Here is a 14,742-nt window from a genome sequence, read left to right as displayed (position 1 = left end):
ATAGACAGGCTGCTGTCAGGAATAAAATCGCAGCAAAAACTTACAATACAATTTTCTTTCAACTGAAACAGTCTGAACTGGCAACAGAACAGACTGCCAGGGAGTAACAAGCAGAATGGCGACCACAGACGTGTCTGGTGCTAACGGCAAAATCAGCGAACAACTGGATGCTGTTGTTATCCGTTTTTGTGGAGATAGTGGAGACGGGATGCAGCTGGCTGGCACGCAGTTTACCAACGTGTCAGCCGTCTTCGGTAATGATGTCAGCACATTGCCGGATTTCCCCGCAGAAATTCGCGCACCCGCCGGTACGCTGGGGGGCGTGAGTGGTTTCCAGATCTGCTTCTCCAGTTCCGACATCTACACGCCGGGCGATGAAGTCGACACCCTGGTTGCCATGAACCCCGCTGCTCTCAAGACGAACGTTGCCGACCTCAAGCGGGGCGGAACCCTGATCGTCAACGAAGATGCGTTCGAGAAGAGCAATCTTTCCAAAGCGGGCTATGAGAGTAATCCCCTTGATGATGAAGAGTCGCTGGCAGCCTATCAGGTCCAGAAAGTGCCGATGACCAGCCTCACTCGTGACGCTGTTGCGGAACTGGGACTGTCACCTCGTGAAGCAGAACGTTGCAAAAACTTCTTCGCCATGGGCCTGGTCTACTGGCTCTACCAGCGGGATGCGACACCGACCGAAGAATGGGTAAAGAGCAAGTTTGCCAAGAAACCCGAACTGGTCGAAGCAAACCTCAAGGCACTGCATGCCGGCTATAACTTCGGGATTACCACCGAAGCGATGACCGTGCACTATCGTGTTGATCCTGCGGAACTGCCACCAGGTAAATATCGCAAAGTCACCGGTAATGAAGCGATCGCCTTCGGTTTCGTCACCGCAGCCACACTGGCCGGTAAGAAGCTGTTTTACGGCGGTTACCCGATTACACCTGCCAGCGATATTCTGCATGAGCTGTCCAAACTGAAAAACTTCAACGTGGTCACCTTCCAGGCGGAAGACGAAATCGCCGCCATCACCAGTGTGGTGGGAGCCTCCTATGCCGGCGACCTGGCGATTACCGCCAGCAGTGGTCCCGGGATTGCCCTCAAAGGGGAAGGCATGGGACTGGGCGCCATCATGGAACTGCCGATGGTCATCGTCGATGTCCAGCGCGGCGGACCCAGTACCGGTCTGCCAACAAAAACAGAGCAGTCCGACCTTTATATGTGCATGTTCGGACGTAACGGCGACTGCCCGCTGCCTCTGGTTGCTCCTGCGTCTCCAGCAGACTGCTTCCACATGGCACAGGAAGCGATGCGGATTGCTGTGGAATTCATGACCCCCGTCATGCTACTCAGTGACGGTTACATCGCCAACGGTGCCGAGCCCTGGCAGATTCCGGAAATGTCCTCGCTCAAGCCGATCAAAGTCTCACACGAGAACAGACAGAAGGATGGCGAGCAGTTCATGCCTTACCTGCGGGATGAAAAGAAAGCCCGTCCCTGGGTTGTGCCTGGTACACCCGGCTGTGAACACCGCGTGGGTGGCCTGGAAAAATCGGATGTCACCGGTAACGTCGATTACTCTCCGCAGAACCATCAGTACATGACGACTCTGCGAGCCAATAAAATCGCCGGTATCGCGGACTTCATTCCCGAACAGGAAGTAGAAGGCCCCGAGTCTGGCGACCTGCTTGTGATCAGTTGGGGCGGAACTTACGGTGCTGTCCGCACCGCCGTCAAACATTCGATTAAAGAAGGACTTTCGGTGGCACACGCTCACCTGCGGTATCTGAATCCGTTCCCCAAAAATCTGGGCGATGTGATCAAAAACTACAAGAAAGTCCTGATTCCGGAACTCAATACCGGGCAACTGCGAATGATCATTCGCGGCACTTATCTGGCAGACGCCGTTGGTTTGAACAAGGTCCAGGGAAAACCGTTCCTGATCAGCGAAGTCAAGCAGAAGATCAGAGAAGTGATCGAAGACAAATAAACCATCGTTTTCACAGACCAACAGCTAAACTATTTTAGAAACGATTGATTGCGTTTAAGGATAATAAAATGAGTGTAGACACCTCGCTACCTGTCCTCTCGCCAAAAGATTTTGCCAGTGACCAGGAAATCCGCTGGTGCCCGCGCTGCGGCGACTATTCCATTCTCGCCCAGATGAAAAAAGTTCTGCCCACCCTGGGAATCCCCAAGGAAAAATTCGTATTCGTGTCCGGTATCGGCTGCTCCAGCCGGTTCCCGTACTACATGGATACCTACGGCATGCACAGTATTCACGGTCGTGCACCGGCAGTCGCGACAGGCGTAAAACTCGCCAACCCCGATCTGCAGGTCTGGGTCATCACCGGTGATGGCGATTCGCTCTCCATCGGAGGGAACCACTTCATGCACGTCCTGCGGCGGAATGTGGATGTCAAAGTCATTCTGTTCAACAACCAGATTTATGGTCTGACCAAAGGACAATACTCACCGACCAGCCCCACGGGAACCAAAACCAAAAGTACGCCGTTCGGCTCGGTAGACCGTCCGTTGAACCCTCTGTCCGTCGCCATCGGCGCTCGTGCTACCTTCGCCGCCCGCTCGGTCGATGTCGATATCAAGCACCTCTGTAACGTGCTCGAACGGGCTGCCAACCACAAGGGAACCGCCTTCGTCGAGGTCTACCAGGACTGTAACGTCTTCAACAGCGGTGCCTTCGCATTCGCCTCGAAGAAGGGTGAAAAGGAAGAGAACGTGATTTACCTCGAACACGGCAAGCCACTGATTTTCGGTAAAGATCGTGACAAGGGGATTCGGCTCAACAGCCATGATCAGCCCGAAGTCGTCGAACTGGGTAAAGGTGTTACCGAAGACGACCTGCTGTTCCACGACGAAAAATCGGAAGACATGAATCTCGCATTCCTGCTGGCCAGCATGCGATATCCGGAAATGCCCGAACCCATGGGCGTCTTCCGTTGTGTCGAACATCCGACCTATAACGAAGCCGTTTACGACCAGGTCAAATCCGCTACTGAACGTAACGGAGAAGGGGACCTGGAAGCCCTGTTCAACACCGGGGATACCTGGACCGTGTAACCGGCTCGAATCAGTCCATCAAAAAAGGCGTTACAGTTTCTGCTGTAACGCCTTTTTCATTGAGTGAATTGTTGCTCACGTCTAGTCCGACGTTTTCTCTTCGCCGAAAGAGAGTCGCATCTGGCGATTCTCGTTGGGATCCAGCTCTTTGAACAGCAGGCTGGGTTGAATGCCTTTATTGTTCTGGTACTTGTCACTGTTGTATTCGACGATCTCACCTTCCACGGTATGGTAAATGATCTGACAGATCGGAATGCCTGCATAAATACGGACCGGCTGAGCCACGGTAATTTCCAGTGTCCAGTAGCCGCAGAATCCGATGTCGCCTACCCCTGCAGTGGCGTGAACAGAAATTCCCAGTCGTCCGATGGAAGAGCGTCCTTCCAGCAGCGGAACCAGGTTGTGCGTCTCTGTCCGTTCTGTGGTTCGTCCCAGATACAGCTGTCCGGGGTAAAGAACCATCCCCTCTTCCGGGATGACATATTTCCCCAGCCGGTTCGGACGGGCCATGTCCAGCACGATTTCCTCGTAGACCATCAACTCATTGTGGAGACAGAGGTTATAGCTGTTGGGATTCAGATACTTTGCATTATACGGCTCAATGACAATATCAGTTCCCAGGCGTTTTTCGATTTCTTTCCCGGTCAGGATCATCGGCGACTCATTATTGTGAAGGTTGAAGGAAGACTTCGCATACTGGAACCATAAACCGCGGCGAACCGGCTTTCAACAGTTCGGGCGGACGTTTTCAGAATCGGGATCAAGTCGTTAACCAACAGCCAATTATTGGTCCAGGGGGTTTAAACCGATTCGCGGACAGATTTTCAGCAGAGCACATTCCTGGCAGCGCGGCTTGCGGGCGACACAGGTTGCCCGACCGTGCAAAATGACCCGATGCGAAAAGGCGATCCATTCCTTCTTCGGCAGGACCTCCATCAGATCTCGCTCGATGATCTCCGGGTTCTTACTGGTCGTCAGTCCGAAGAGATTACAGATCCGTTTCACATGCGTATCAACGACCACGCCGCTGGGAATATCAAAGGCCGTTCCCAGAACCACGTTGGCAGTCTTGCGGCCGACGCCGGGCAGGGCGACCAGTTCTTTGAGTGTCTTCGGAACTTCCCCCTCGTGATCTTCCATCAAAGCCTGGGCCATCTTGCGGATGTTGGTCGCTTTTGCGCGGAAAAAGCCAAGCGGGTAGACGATCTTTTCTACATCGGGCTGTTTGCTGGACGCGAGTTTTGCTGCCGTGGGATATTTTTTGAATAAGGTCGGCGTCGTCGCATTCACGCGTTCGTCGGTGCACTGCGCTGAGAGGATCGTGGCAACCAGCAGTTGAAACGGTGAATCGTGAATCAGGGCACACTCGGGTTCAGGGAACAGGCGAGCCAGTCCGCGCGCGATTTTGCGGGCATGTTTCTTTTTAGCATCAAGTGAGTCGGCATAACTGGAACCTGACACAACGGGTTTCGTTTTTTTGGCCATATTCTGAATGACATTTCCCAAACTGGAGTGCTACTCTGAGTGGCATCGCTGGTTTTCACCGGCGAGCATGTGAACTGGTCTCAGTATGGGAGACCCCGGATTCTTTTTCAATGAATCGACAGGAATTAGCAGATGGTATCTGATTCGGAAATGATTGAGCAGCGGCTGGAAGCCAGCGCAGGTGTTGTGCCGGTTTTGAGTCTGGAGAACACGGTTCTGCTGCCCCACTCGCTGCAGTTATTGAGAATCACTGCACCCCTCGATTGCCAGCTCATCTCAGATGTTCTCGCTTCCGGATCTCTGCTCGCCATCGATCTGCAACAGGTCTGTTCCCGCACCGGATCAATCCTCTCTCCCGGAACAGAAATTCGTCCTGTCTGTCTGGCTTCGATCGTTTCACCAGCTCAACTGGAAGCTGGGCACTATTCGCTGCTGGTTCAGGGGCACTGTCGCGCCCGTTCCGTCACGCTGCTCAATACGGATACGCCTTATCGCACCGCGATGTTGGATCTCAAACCCGATTATTATCCTGAAGAACCGGTGATTCACCGGGAGCATCGTCAACTGGAACTGATCGAACATTACTCGCGGATCTTTGCCGATCACGTTTCTGAACCCACATACTTCCATCAACTGCATCGCGATATCGAGCTGGGCATGCTCTGTGATACGCTCGCTGGTTCGCTGCCGCTCGAATCTCCACTGCAGCAACTGATCCTGGCAGAACAGGATGTCGACCAGCGGAGTGATCTGCTGCTGAGTTTTCTGAAGAGCATCCATCGCCAGCAGCAGCGCGATCCCGCCGCCGCGATCCCTTCCAACGGATTCAGCCTGAACTGAAGTGCTCATACATTCCTGTGTGCCTTCCCTGATAAGCAAAATTGCTTGTGACTGCTGACGCTCTCGCCTAAGATAAAGTCAACTGTTTGATTCTTTATCCCCAGTCTCTTCTCCGGGAATCGACTTCGATGAAATTGTGCTTCACAAACTTCTGGCAGGTGATCTGTGTCTGTCTGCTGCTCGCTGGGTTCGTGGCCGACCCAATACAGGCTGCCGAAAACAGTCGCCCCAATATTCTGTTCTGTATCGCCGATGATGCTTCATACCCGCACATGGGCGCGTATGGTTGTTCCTGGGTCAAGACCCCCGCCTTCGACCGGGTGGCTCGCGAAGGTCTGCTCTTTACGAACGCCTATACGCCGAATGCCAAGTGTGCGCCTTCGCGTGCCTGCATCCTGACCGGACGCAATTCCTGGCAGCTCAAAGAGGCCGGCAATCACATGGCGTTCTTTCCGCCGGAATTCAAAACCTATGTCGAAGCCCTGGCAGAGCACGGCTATGTCGTCGGGAAAACGGCGAAAGGCTGGGCGCCTGGTGTCGCCGTCGATGAACAAGGCAAACGCCGAAACCTGGCCGGTCCCGCCTTTAACAGCAAAAAACTCAAACCGCCTGCTACAGGCATTTCGTCCATCGACTATGCCGGGAACTTCGGCGAATTTCTCAAGACCTGCCCCGATCAGAAATCCTGGTGTTTCTGGTACGGCGGTTTCGAACCGCATCGACGTTACGAATACGGTTCGGGGGCGAAGAACGCCGGCAAGAAAATCACGGACATCGAACGTGTTCCCGCTTACTGGCCCGATAACGAAGTCATTCGCAACGACATGCTCGACTATGCGTACGAAATCGAACACTTCGATCAGCATCTCGGACGCATGTTGAAACTGCTGGAAGAGCGGGGCGAACTGGACAATACCCTGGTCGTGGTGACTGCGGACAACGGAATGCCTTTTCCTCGCATCAAGGGACAGGAATACGAACTCTCCAACCATCTTCCCCTGGCCATCATGTGGCCGGATGGCATTAAAGCCCCGGGACGTGTCATCAAAGATTATGTCAGCTTCATCGACTTCGCGCCCACGTTCATCGAAGTTGCCGGGCTCAAATGGAACCAGACCGGAATGCAGCCTGCAACCGGTCACAGCCTGACCGATATTTTTCAGTCAACTAAATCGGGGCAGGTCAATCCCGTCCGTGATCATGTCCTCATCGGCAAAGAACGCCACGACATCGGCCGCCCTCATGATCAGGGATATCCGATACGTGGTATCGTCAAAGGGGGAATGCTTTACCTGCACAATTACGAAACAGGACGCTGGCCCGCTGGCAATCCCGAGACCGGTTACCTGAATTGTGATGGCAGCCCGACGAAGTCAGTCATCCTTGATCTCCGTCGCGACGGCAGTCAGCAGCAGTTCTGGGAGCTTGCGTTCGGGAAACGGCCGTCCGAGGAATTGTTCGCGATCGACGGCGATCAGGAGTGTATGACAAACCTGGCGGAAACGCCGGAATATCAGAAAGTCAAACAGGCCCTGAAACAGCAGTTGGAAGCGGAACTCAAAGCACAACAGGATCCCCGGATGACAGGCAAGGGGGGCGTCTTCGAAGCTTATCAGTATTCCGATCCCCGTACGCGGAATTTCTATGAACGCTACATGGGGGGGGAACCGCTCAAAGCGGGCTGGGTGAACAAGACGGACTTTGAAGCTGCTCCGCTAGACTGAAGTGGGACGCGGATTTATTCGTCATCCTGCTGGGAACTGAAGTAGCCGGCCGAGGACTGAAAGTACTTCTCGCGTCGGCGCTGGGAGTCGGCTGACAGATTCGAAAGGCCTGCTTTCAGATCTTCCAGGTTCGCGTTGCAGTAGCGGCAACCGGTCTGTTGCAGATGGAATTCAACGAAACTCTGGAATTCCGGCGGCAGGGTCTCCAGCAGATAGCCCCCCAGCTGACTCCGGGTCGGGCAGCTCAAACGGTTCCGTCGCCAAATCTCGCCCACGGAATGCACGCCCTCGTCGCGCTGTCGCGCAAGTTCCGCCAGCCGGACCCGTAATCTGTCGGATTGACGGAGTGCCGCCTCGATCTGAGACATCAGGTCTGTCGACAGACTTTCATCCAGATAAGACAGTAATTCCTGATCAGTGAAGCTGCTTTCAGTCATGCTGCATCCCAGAGGAAGGGTACGGAAGAATTCTTAACCACTGCTTCATTATGGACGAATGAATTCTTGCTTTAAAGACTAGTCGGATAAACAGTTGTGATTTTGACCAGAAAGAGCAAACCATTAATTTCTGAAGAAAGCTTCCTGAGGGGAAGCAGGTATTTTACAGAAAAAGTAGGTCGTCGGCCGGCTTTTCCAGTGCACAAACGGGTTTCTGCAGCTCAAATGGTTGTGGCTGGAAGGCTTGCTCGTTAGCATACCGGAAGAAAATTGACGCGCTTAAGTTGCGCCTGGTGGCGCCTGAATGCTGTCACAGCTCCATTCTCTGATTGTCAGATCAGGTAACACCCTTCTTTCGGTCCTCTGAAGACAGCAGGTTCCATTATCACAGAGGGGAACTGGATTCAGAGTCGGGCGCGTGATGATTTTATGGTTCGTTTAGAAGAATTGAAGGAAATACAGTGGCTGCTCAAGCAAATGCCTTATCAATGGAAGAATTGAAGGAAAAAGGAAAAGTCCTTCGCCGTCTGATCATCAAAATGACGACCGAAGCTGGCAGTGGACACCCCAGCAGCAGTCTGTCTGCCGTCGAAGTGGTGAACGCACTCTGGTTTGGCGGGTTCATGAAATACGATCCACAGAACCCCACCTGGGAAGCCCGCGATCGCTTCATTCTGAGTAAAGGTCACGCGGTTCCCGTGCTGTACGCCGCCATGGCAGAAGCCGGTTACTTCTCCACTGATGATGTCATGACGCTCCGTAAACTGGGCAGCCCCTTCGAAGGTCACCCCAACATGAAGCGTCTGCCCGGGATTGAAGCCTCCACCGGCTCACTGGGTCAGGGACTCTCACTGGGGATCGGTCAGGCCCTCGGCGCTCGTTTGAATAAAAACGGTGCCAACGTCTTCGTCGTTATCGGCGATGGCGAAATGGGGGAAGGCCAGGTCTGGGAAGCGCTCGCAGCTGCTGAGAAATACAAGCTCGGTAACCTGACCGCGATTATCGATCAGAACGGTTACCAGCAGACCGGTGCCACCAAAGACGTTCTGGACATGGGATCTTTCGAAGATAAGATTGCCGCCTTCGGCTGGCACACCCAGACCATCAACGGTAACTGCCAGGAAACGGTAGTCGAAGCACTGGAAGCAGCCGCCAAAGTCACCGACCGGCCCAAAGCCATTATTTCGCAGACCAAAAAAGGGTATGGCATCCTGCCGGTCCTCGAAGAAGCCGGCGATACCAACTACCACGGCAAGCCGCTCTCTCCCGAACTGGCAGAAAAAGCACTCGCCTTGCTCAGTTAGTACCCCTGCTGTTCCTGACCGCTCGGTAAACATCCGGGCCGCGTCAGGTTGCCGGCAGTTCGAATCAAACAATATCTACAGGCAAAACACAGACAAAAGAGATAAAGCATTATGTATTTAGGTGAACTTAGCGGATTGAAAATCGGACAGGCCACCCGCGATGCGTTTGGCGATGCATTGAAAGATCTGGGTGACCAGTTTTCGACTGTCGTTACCGTTGACGGTGACGTAGGAAACTCGACTCGTACCGAAGTCTTCGCCAAGGCATACCCCGAACGTGCCTTCAACGTCGGGATCGCAGAAAGCAACATGGTCAGCGTGGCCGGTGGTCTGGCCTCAACCGGTCATATCCCTGTCGTCGCCAGCTTTGCCGCATTCCTGATGTGCAACGCTTACGACCAGATCAGAATGTCGATCGCGTTCCCAGGCATGAACGTCAAAATGGTTGGTACTCACGCCGGGATCTCGATCGGTGAAGACGGTCCTTCACAGATGGGTATCGAAGACGTCTCCCTGGCCTGCAGCCTGCCCGGCGTTGTTGTGATGGTAACCGCTGATGCCTTCTCCACCAAAGCAGCAACTAAAGCCATGCTGGAGCACGAAGGTCCTGTCTACCTGCGTCTGGGACGTCCCAACGTTTCTGAAATCTACAAAGATGGTGACAGCTTTGAAATCGGTAAAGCCAATACCGTTCGTGAAGGTGACGATGTCACTATCATCGCTAACGGCCTGATGGTCGCCGGTGCGATGGACGCTGCTACCAAGCTGGCTGAAGAAGGTGTCAGTGCTCGCGTCATCGACATGCACACCATCAAGCCACTGGACACAGACGCGATTGCCAAAGCGGCCCGTGAAACAGGTCGGATTGTGGTCGCTGAAGAACACCTGGCACACGGCGGACTGGGATCTGCTGTCGCCATGGCTGTTTCCCAGATCGATCCGGTCCCCATGGCATTCGTCAACGTCGGCGACTGCTTCGCTGAAAGTGGCGATCCTCAGGGACTGCTCGACAAATACGGTCTGACTGCTGATGCGATCGTTGAAGCTGTCAAAAAAGTGAAATAAGCAGAATGGCAAGCCCCCCTGATTTTTCAGGGGGGCTTTGTCTATAATTGTTGCTGATAAATTGATTCATACGACCCATTCACATTCTGTGAGAGAACTTTGTGACTGAGTTTCGCGCCTTCCACAACACTGACCCGCCGCAGCTGCTGAAACTCTGGCATTCTGCAGGATTAGGGAGAGGTGCCGCAGAATGTCTCACGAACGACGCATTCGAAGTTCTCATCTTTTCTCAGCCCTACTTTGACCCGGAAGGGTTGATCGTTGCCGTGGAAGATGGTGCGATCGTTGGTTTCGTGCTGGCTGGCTTCGGTCCTAATCAGGAACTTTCGGCCCTCAGTTTCTCTGAAGGCGTCATCTGTGCCGTCATCGTACATCCCGAATTCCGACGTCGAGGCATTGGTCGCGAACTGGTCCGCCGGGCAGAAGAATACCTGCTCACAAAAGGTGCCACGCAAATCACCGCCGGACCCTCCGGACTGCTCTCACCTTACCTCGTTGGCCTGTATGGCGGGACACGCCCCTCTGGGTTTCTGCTCTCCGATCCCCTGGCGGCTCCCTTTTTTGAAAGCCTCGGTTTCGAAGCCATCGGTTCTACACGCATCTATCAGCGTGATCTGCTCGGTCAGAAACCGCCGATTAAATTTCACCTCGTGAACCTCCGCCGCAAAATGCAGCTGGAAATCTCCGATGATTACCAGGCTCCCAACTGGTGGTGGCTGACACGCCTGGGACGTCTCGAAACGCTGCATTTCGAACTTGTGCCCAAATCCGGCTATGATGCCATGGCCTCGGCGACCGTCGTGGGACTGGATCTCTACATTCCCAAATGGGAAGAACGCGTGATCGGTCTCACCGATGTCTACGTGAAAGAATCGGAACGGGGCAAAGGCTACGGTCAGTCGCTCCTGTTGGAGATCGGTCGTCGACTTCAGGATGAGCTGATCACCAAACTCGAACTGCATGTTGCCGAAACCAACGCGGTTGCCTGGCACGTAGCAGAAGCGGTGGGCTACTACCAGGTGGATACTGGTATTGTATATCAGCGCGTTTCTCGTTAGCGTGTAACTGACTGCCGCGTCGTTTATATAACTCTCGACAGTCACTCTGGTTCTGCTGATTTCCGAAATGTCCATGGAAAGGTAACCGTAGATGGCGGCTCTCTATATCTCCGAAGACGATGTCCGTTCCCTGATGGACATGGAGAAATCCATTCTCATCACGCACAAGGTTTTCAAAGAAATCGCAAGCGGGCGCGTGATGAATGCCCCTCGGCAACGGGTGCGGGCACCAGGCGTCATGCTGCATACCATGTCTGCCGCCAATGAATATCTGAACTACGTCGGCTGGAAAGCGTACACAACCACCAAAGAGTCAGCCCGCTTCCACGTGGCGATCTACGATCAGGAATCGGGTGAGATGCGGGCCTTGATCGAAGCCGATTTTCTCGGCCAGCTGCGCACCGGCGCAGCCAGTGCTGTCGCTACCGAATTCATGGCTCGCCCGGATTCCAAAGTCGTCGGCCTGTTTGGTTCCGGTCTGCAGGCACGCACTCAATTGCAGGCCATCTGTATGACCCGTAAGATTGAGTTCGTGCAAGTCTATTCGCGCAACTACGAAAACTGCAGCCGCTTCGCTGAAGAAATGACCGAACTCTGTGATGTCGAAGTCAGTGCCTGTCATACCCCTGACGAGACGGCAGCCGAGAAAGACATTGTGATCTGTGCCACCACTGCCAAAGCACCTTTGTTTGATGGACGCGTTCTGGATGAAGGGACGCATTTGAATGTCATCGGATCGAATCATCGCAGCCGCCGCGAGATTGACCGCACGACGATTAAACGGGCCGATGTGATCGTCTGTGATGACATCGAACAGTGTAAGATCGAAGCTGGCGACTTCATGCAGCCGGTCGACGAAGGAATCACTGACTGGCGGCTGATGCACAATCTCTCAGAGATTGTCGCCGAACGCGAAACCGGTCGGGCTACCGACGATCAGGTAACTCTGTTTAAGTCGGTGGGCATCGCTGCCGAAGATGTTGCGATGGGCGTTCAGGTTTATGAATATGCACTGGAAGAAGGGCTCGGCGTCGATCTGCCGTTCTAAATTGTTTCAGCGCTGTGCACGTTCCTGCTGCTTGACTGCCTGGTAGATGGCTTCCATCTCGTGCAAAGTCGCTTCCTGTATTGAGCGGCCTTCCGTTTCCAGGGCCTGTTCGATTTTCTGGACCCGCGCCTGAAACTTACGGTTACTTTTTCGCAGGGCTTCTTCCGGGTTGATCTTCCAGCGACGGGCAATGTTCGCGACCACAAACAGGATGTCTCCCAGTTCGCCTTCCACCCGGGCCTGTAACTCCGGATCGTCCAGTTCCTGGTCCGCAATGACTTCCGCTTCCACGGTGGCAGGTGTTTCAGGCAGTCGTCCATCATAAAACAGTTCGTCTGCCAGTTCCTGGATTTCTTCCCGCAGCTTATCAAACAACATGTCGCGGTGAGGAAAATCATAACCCACCTTGGCCGCTTTCTCCGCGACCCGCGATGCTCGGGCCAATGCCGGCAGTGCCTCGGGCAGGCCATCAAAGATCGAGCGTCGCTGTTTTTCCTGGTCTTTGATCTGGTCCCAGTTTTTGCGGACTTCATCCGGCGTTTCGGCACTCACATCACCGAACACATGCGGATGACGTTCAATCATCTTGCGGGTCAGGCGGTCAACCACATGAGTCAAATCAAAGCGACCTTCGTCCGCCGCGATCTGTGAGTCGAGTACAATCTGCAGCAGCAGGTCCCCGAGTTCCTCGATGATATGCTGATCATTACCCGAATCGATGGCTTCCAGCAGTTCGTAGGTCTCCTCCAGGGTATAAGGTTTGATCGTTTCCAGCGTCTGTGCCCGGTCCCAGGGGCAGCCTTCCGGCGATCGCAGTCGGGCAATCACGTCGCAAAGCTTTTCAAAGGCGGGGGTTAGAATGCTATAATCGGGAGGAGTACCCGGCAGGGGAGCAGAGCTACCCTGGGTGTTCTCGGATCGGGCTGGGGGGACAGAATCTGTCATTGTGCTACCGTATGATTCACCTGAAGGCTCGGATCGTGTAGGATGAATGTATCGTAGCGAATTCGCTTGTTCCTGAAAATTCACAACCATTCGATGAGGCATAAATCATGAGTTTTCTCAAGAAAAGTTCACTGGCAGTCTGTGTAATGATGTTGTCTCTGAGTGCCGCGTTCGCCGACGATTCCACTCAGCAGGCAGAACTGGAAAAGAAATTTGAAAAAGAAATGTCCGGTGCCACGCTGGTGGGACATTTTACGGTCGATGGCAGAGAAAACGGAAATCCACTTCGCGAGGAACGCTATGAGATCGCCTCAGCCAAAAAACTGCAGGGCGACCAGTGGGTCTTGACGGCACGGATCAAGTACGGTGACAACGATGTCAATGTCCCGATCCCATTGAATGTCTACTGGGCCGGCGACACTCCGGTGATCTCACTGACGAATATTTCGATCCCCGGTCTTGGTAATGCATTCACTTCCCGGGTCATGTTCTACGATGGTCGTTATGCGGGGACCTGGCAGCACGGCAAAGTAGGCGGAAACCTCTGGGGTAAAATTGAGTACGCCAAAGAAAAAACCGATTCTGAAAACGACAAGTAACAGCAGCCTTTGATTCAGCTAACTGAGGAGTTCCCATTGATGTTCCGAAAATTATGTTCCGTCGCCCTGATGCTGGCCTGGGGTTTGTCTGGCAGTCAGACATTGACCGCTGCAGAAAAGTCGCCTGAGGCACAGCCGGCGGACAATCCGGTCCTCAAGCAGATCGAAGTCAAAAGCACGCTGGATCAAAGTATGCAGCCGTCACTCATCTGGGCGCCGAAGTCTGCGAAATCCAGTCCCACCCCATTGTTTGTATTCCTGCATTCCTGGAGTGGCAATTATAAGCAGAACAACGCCAAGTGGCTCAAAGAGGCACAACAACGCGGATGGATTTACCTGCATCCCAACTTCCGGGGCGTTAATCAGCAGCCGGAGGCCTGTGGTTCACGACTGGCTCGACAGGACATTCTCGATGCGATCGACTTTGTTATTCAACACTACGATGTCGATCAGTCGCGAATCTACCTGGCGGGTTCTTCGGGGGGCGGACACATGACAATGCTCATGGTTGGTCATCATCCGGATCGTTTCTCTGCCGCCTCGGCCTGGGTCGGCATCAGTGATCTCGCAGACTGGTATCGCTTCCATGTCAAAGATGGGAAACCCCAGCGGTATGCCCAGATGATTCTCAAGTCGCTGACTGCCAAACCGGGAATCAGTAAAAAGGTGGATGCCCAGTATCGTGACCGTTCCCCTCTGTACTGGATTGCGAATGCAACTGATGTCCCGCTGGATCTCAACGCCGGTGTGACTGATGGCCAGACCGGTTCCGTACCTTTCATGCACACACTGAAAGCCTACAACCAGTTGGCGAAAAAGAATAACAGCCCCTTGATCACTGATGCCGAAATGCAACAATTGTGGGACCAGGGCAAGCTCACGAAGCCTCAGTCTGCTGATGAGACCCCTGACGAAACCTACGGCCGCGATATTCATCTCCGTCGCAAGTCGGGGCAGGCCCGCGTCACCATTTTTGAAGGGGGGCATGAAGGGTTACCGGAACCAGCCTGCGCCTGGCTGTCGCAGCAGTCTCGTGATACTTCGAGCTTTGGAAAAGGGTCGGACTGAGAGACCGGGAGGCGTGTACATGATTCACTGGGGCTGTTGGCGTGTGCCTGGTTAATCTGCTGCTTCAGGGGGATTTGCAGAGAGCTTGCGG

At 53.9% G+C, this 14,742-nt stretch carries 14 protein-coding genes; 10 read left to right on the top strand and 4 right to left on the bottom strand.

All coding sequences use genetic code 11. The features are described 5' to 3' along the window. The first annotated feature begins 115 nt into the window (after positions 1-115). Together FYZ48_RS04685 and FYZ48_RS04680 are read left to right on the top strand one after the other, a co-directional pair. Positions 116-1,987, top strand: coding sequence for a 2-oxoacid:acceptor oxidoreductase subunit alpha (locus tag FYZ48_RS04685; protein ID WP_149338020.1), 1,872 nt, complete (start codon positions 116-118; stop codon positions 1,985-1,987). A gap of 68 nt (positions 1,988-2,055) precedes the next feature. Continuing rightward, positions 2,056-3,078 carry a 2-oxoacid:ferredoxin oxidoreductase subunit beta gene (locus FYZ48_RS04680; RefSeq protein ID WP_149338018.1) on the top strand — a complete coding sequence of 341 codons (1,023 nt, stop codon included), beginning with the start codon at positions 2,056-2,058 and terminating at the stop codon, positions 3,076-3,078. A gap of 81 nt (positions 3,079-3,159) precedes the next feature. Here the strand turns inward: FYZ48_RS04680 and dcd are convergent, their stop codons facing one another. Further along, entirely contained in the window at positions 3,160-3,732 is a 573-nt protein-coding gene (dcd, locus tag FYZ48_RS04675; protein ID WP_145044460.1) for a dCTP deaminase, read from the bottom strand. 129 nt (positions 3,733-3,861) lie between these two features. Beyond that, positions 3,862-4,539: an endonuclease III gene (gene nth / locus FYZ48_RS04670; protein WP_242022389.1), complete on the bottom strand. Its 678-nt coding sequence runs from the start codon at positions 4,537-4,539 to the stop codon at positions 3,862-3,864. A 156-nt stretch (positions 4,540-4,695) separates the two neighbouring features. Between nth and FYZ48_RS04665 the strand changes: the two genes are divergently transcribed. Together FYZ48_RS04665 and FYZ48_RS04660 are read left to right on the top strand one after the other, a co-directional pair. Beyond that, positions 4,696-5,403, top strand: coding sequence for an LON peptidase substrate-binding domain-containing protein (locus FYZ48_RS04665; RefSeq protein ID WP_149338014.1), 708 nt, complete (start codon positions 4,696-4,698; stop codon positions 5,401-5,403). Between the two features lie 128 nt (positions 5,404-5,531). Further along, entirely contained in the window at positions 5,532-7,127 is a 1,596-nt protein-coding gene (locus FYZ48_RS04660; protein WP_149338012.1) for a sulfatase family protein, read from the top strand. Positions 7,128-7,141: 14 nt separating this feature from the next. On the opposite strand, the gene FYZ48_RS04655 is transcribed toward FYZ48_RS04660, so the two are convergent. Further along, a complete protein-coding gene (locus FYZ48_RS04655; protein WP_145044450.1) occupies positions 7,142-7,564 on the bottom strand; it encodes a hypothetical protein in 423 nt (140 codons plus the stop codon). A gap of 461 nt (positions 7,565-8,025) precedes the next feature. On the opposite strand from FYZ48_RS04655, the gene FYZ48_RS04650 reads away from it, so the two are divergent. From FYZ48_RS04650 to FYZ48_RS04635, 4 genes are all read left to right on the top strand, one after another. Then, positions 8,026-8,868, top strand: coding sequence for a transketolase (locus FYZ48_RS04650; protein WP_145191859.1), 843 nt, complete (start codon positions 8,026-8,028; stop codon positions 8,866-8,868). Positions 8,869-8,979: 111 nt separating this feature from the next. Beyond that, positions 8,980-9,933 (top strand): transketolase family protein, encoded by a 954-nt coding sequence (locus tag FYZ48_RS04645; RefSeq protein WP_149338010.1) that lies wholly within the window; start codon positions 8,980-8,982, stop codon positions 9,931-9,933. A 101-nt stretch (positions 9,934-10,034) separates the two neighbouring features. Then, positions 10,035-10,991, top strand: a complete 957-nt coding sequence (locus FYZ48_RS04640; RefSeq protein WP_149338007.1) for a GNAT family N-acetyltransferase — start codon at positions 10,035-10,037, stop codon at positions 10,989-10,991. 91 nt (positions 10,992-11,082) lie between these two features. Then, on the top strand, positions 11,083-12,039 hold the full coding sequence (locus tag FYZ48_RS04635) for an ornithine cyclodeaminase family protein (RefSeq protein WP_149338005.1): 957 nt from the start codon (positions 11,083-11,085) through the stop codon (positions 12,037-12,039). Positions 12,040-12,045: 6 nt separating this feature from the next. Here FYZ48_RS04635 and mazG read toward each other — a convergent pair whose 3' ends face one another. Next, positions 12,046-12,984, bottom strand: a complete 939-nt coding sequence (gene mazG, locus FYZ48_RS04630) for a nucleoside triphosphate pyrophosphohydrolase (RefSeq protein ID WP_149338002.1) — start codon at positions 12,982-12,984, stop codon at positions 12,046-12,048. A gap of 107 nt (positions 12,985-13,091) precedes the next feature. On the opposite strand from mazG, the gene FYZ48_RS04625 reads away from it, so the two are divergent. Then, positions 13,092-13,583 (top strand): hypothetical protein, encoded by a 492-nt coding sequence (locus tag FYZ48_RS04625; RefSeq protein WP_242022387.1) that lies wholly within the window; start codon positions 13,092-13,094, stop codon positions 13,581-13,583. Positions 13,584-13,622: 39 nt separating this feature from the next. Beyond that, positions 13,623-14,651: an alpha/beta hydrolase family protein gene (locus tag FYZ48_RS04620; protein WP_149338000.1), complete on the top strand. Its 1,029-nt coding sequence runs from the start codon at positions 13,623-13,625 to the stop codon at positions 14,649-14,651. The last annotated feature ends 91 nt before the right edge of the window (positions 14,652-14,742 follow it).

The sequence above is a fragment of the Gimesia chilikensis genome, from assembly GCF_008329715.1.
GTDB classification, from domain to species: Bacteria; Planctomycetota; Planctomycetia; order Planctomycetales; family Planctomycetaceae; genus Gimesia; species Gimesia chilikensis.
Note: the sequence above shows the minus strand (reverse complement) of the source record. Positions and strands in the feature narration are given on the sequence as shown.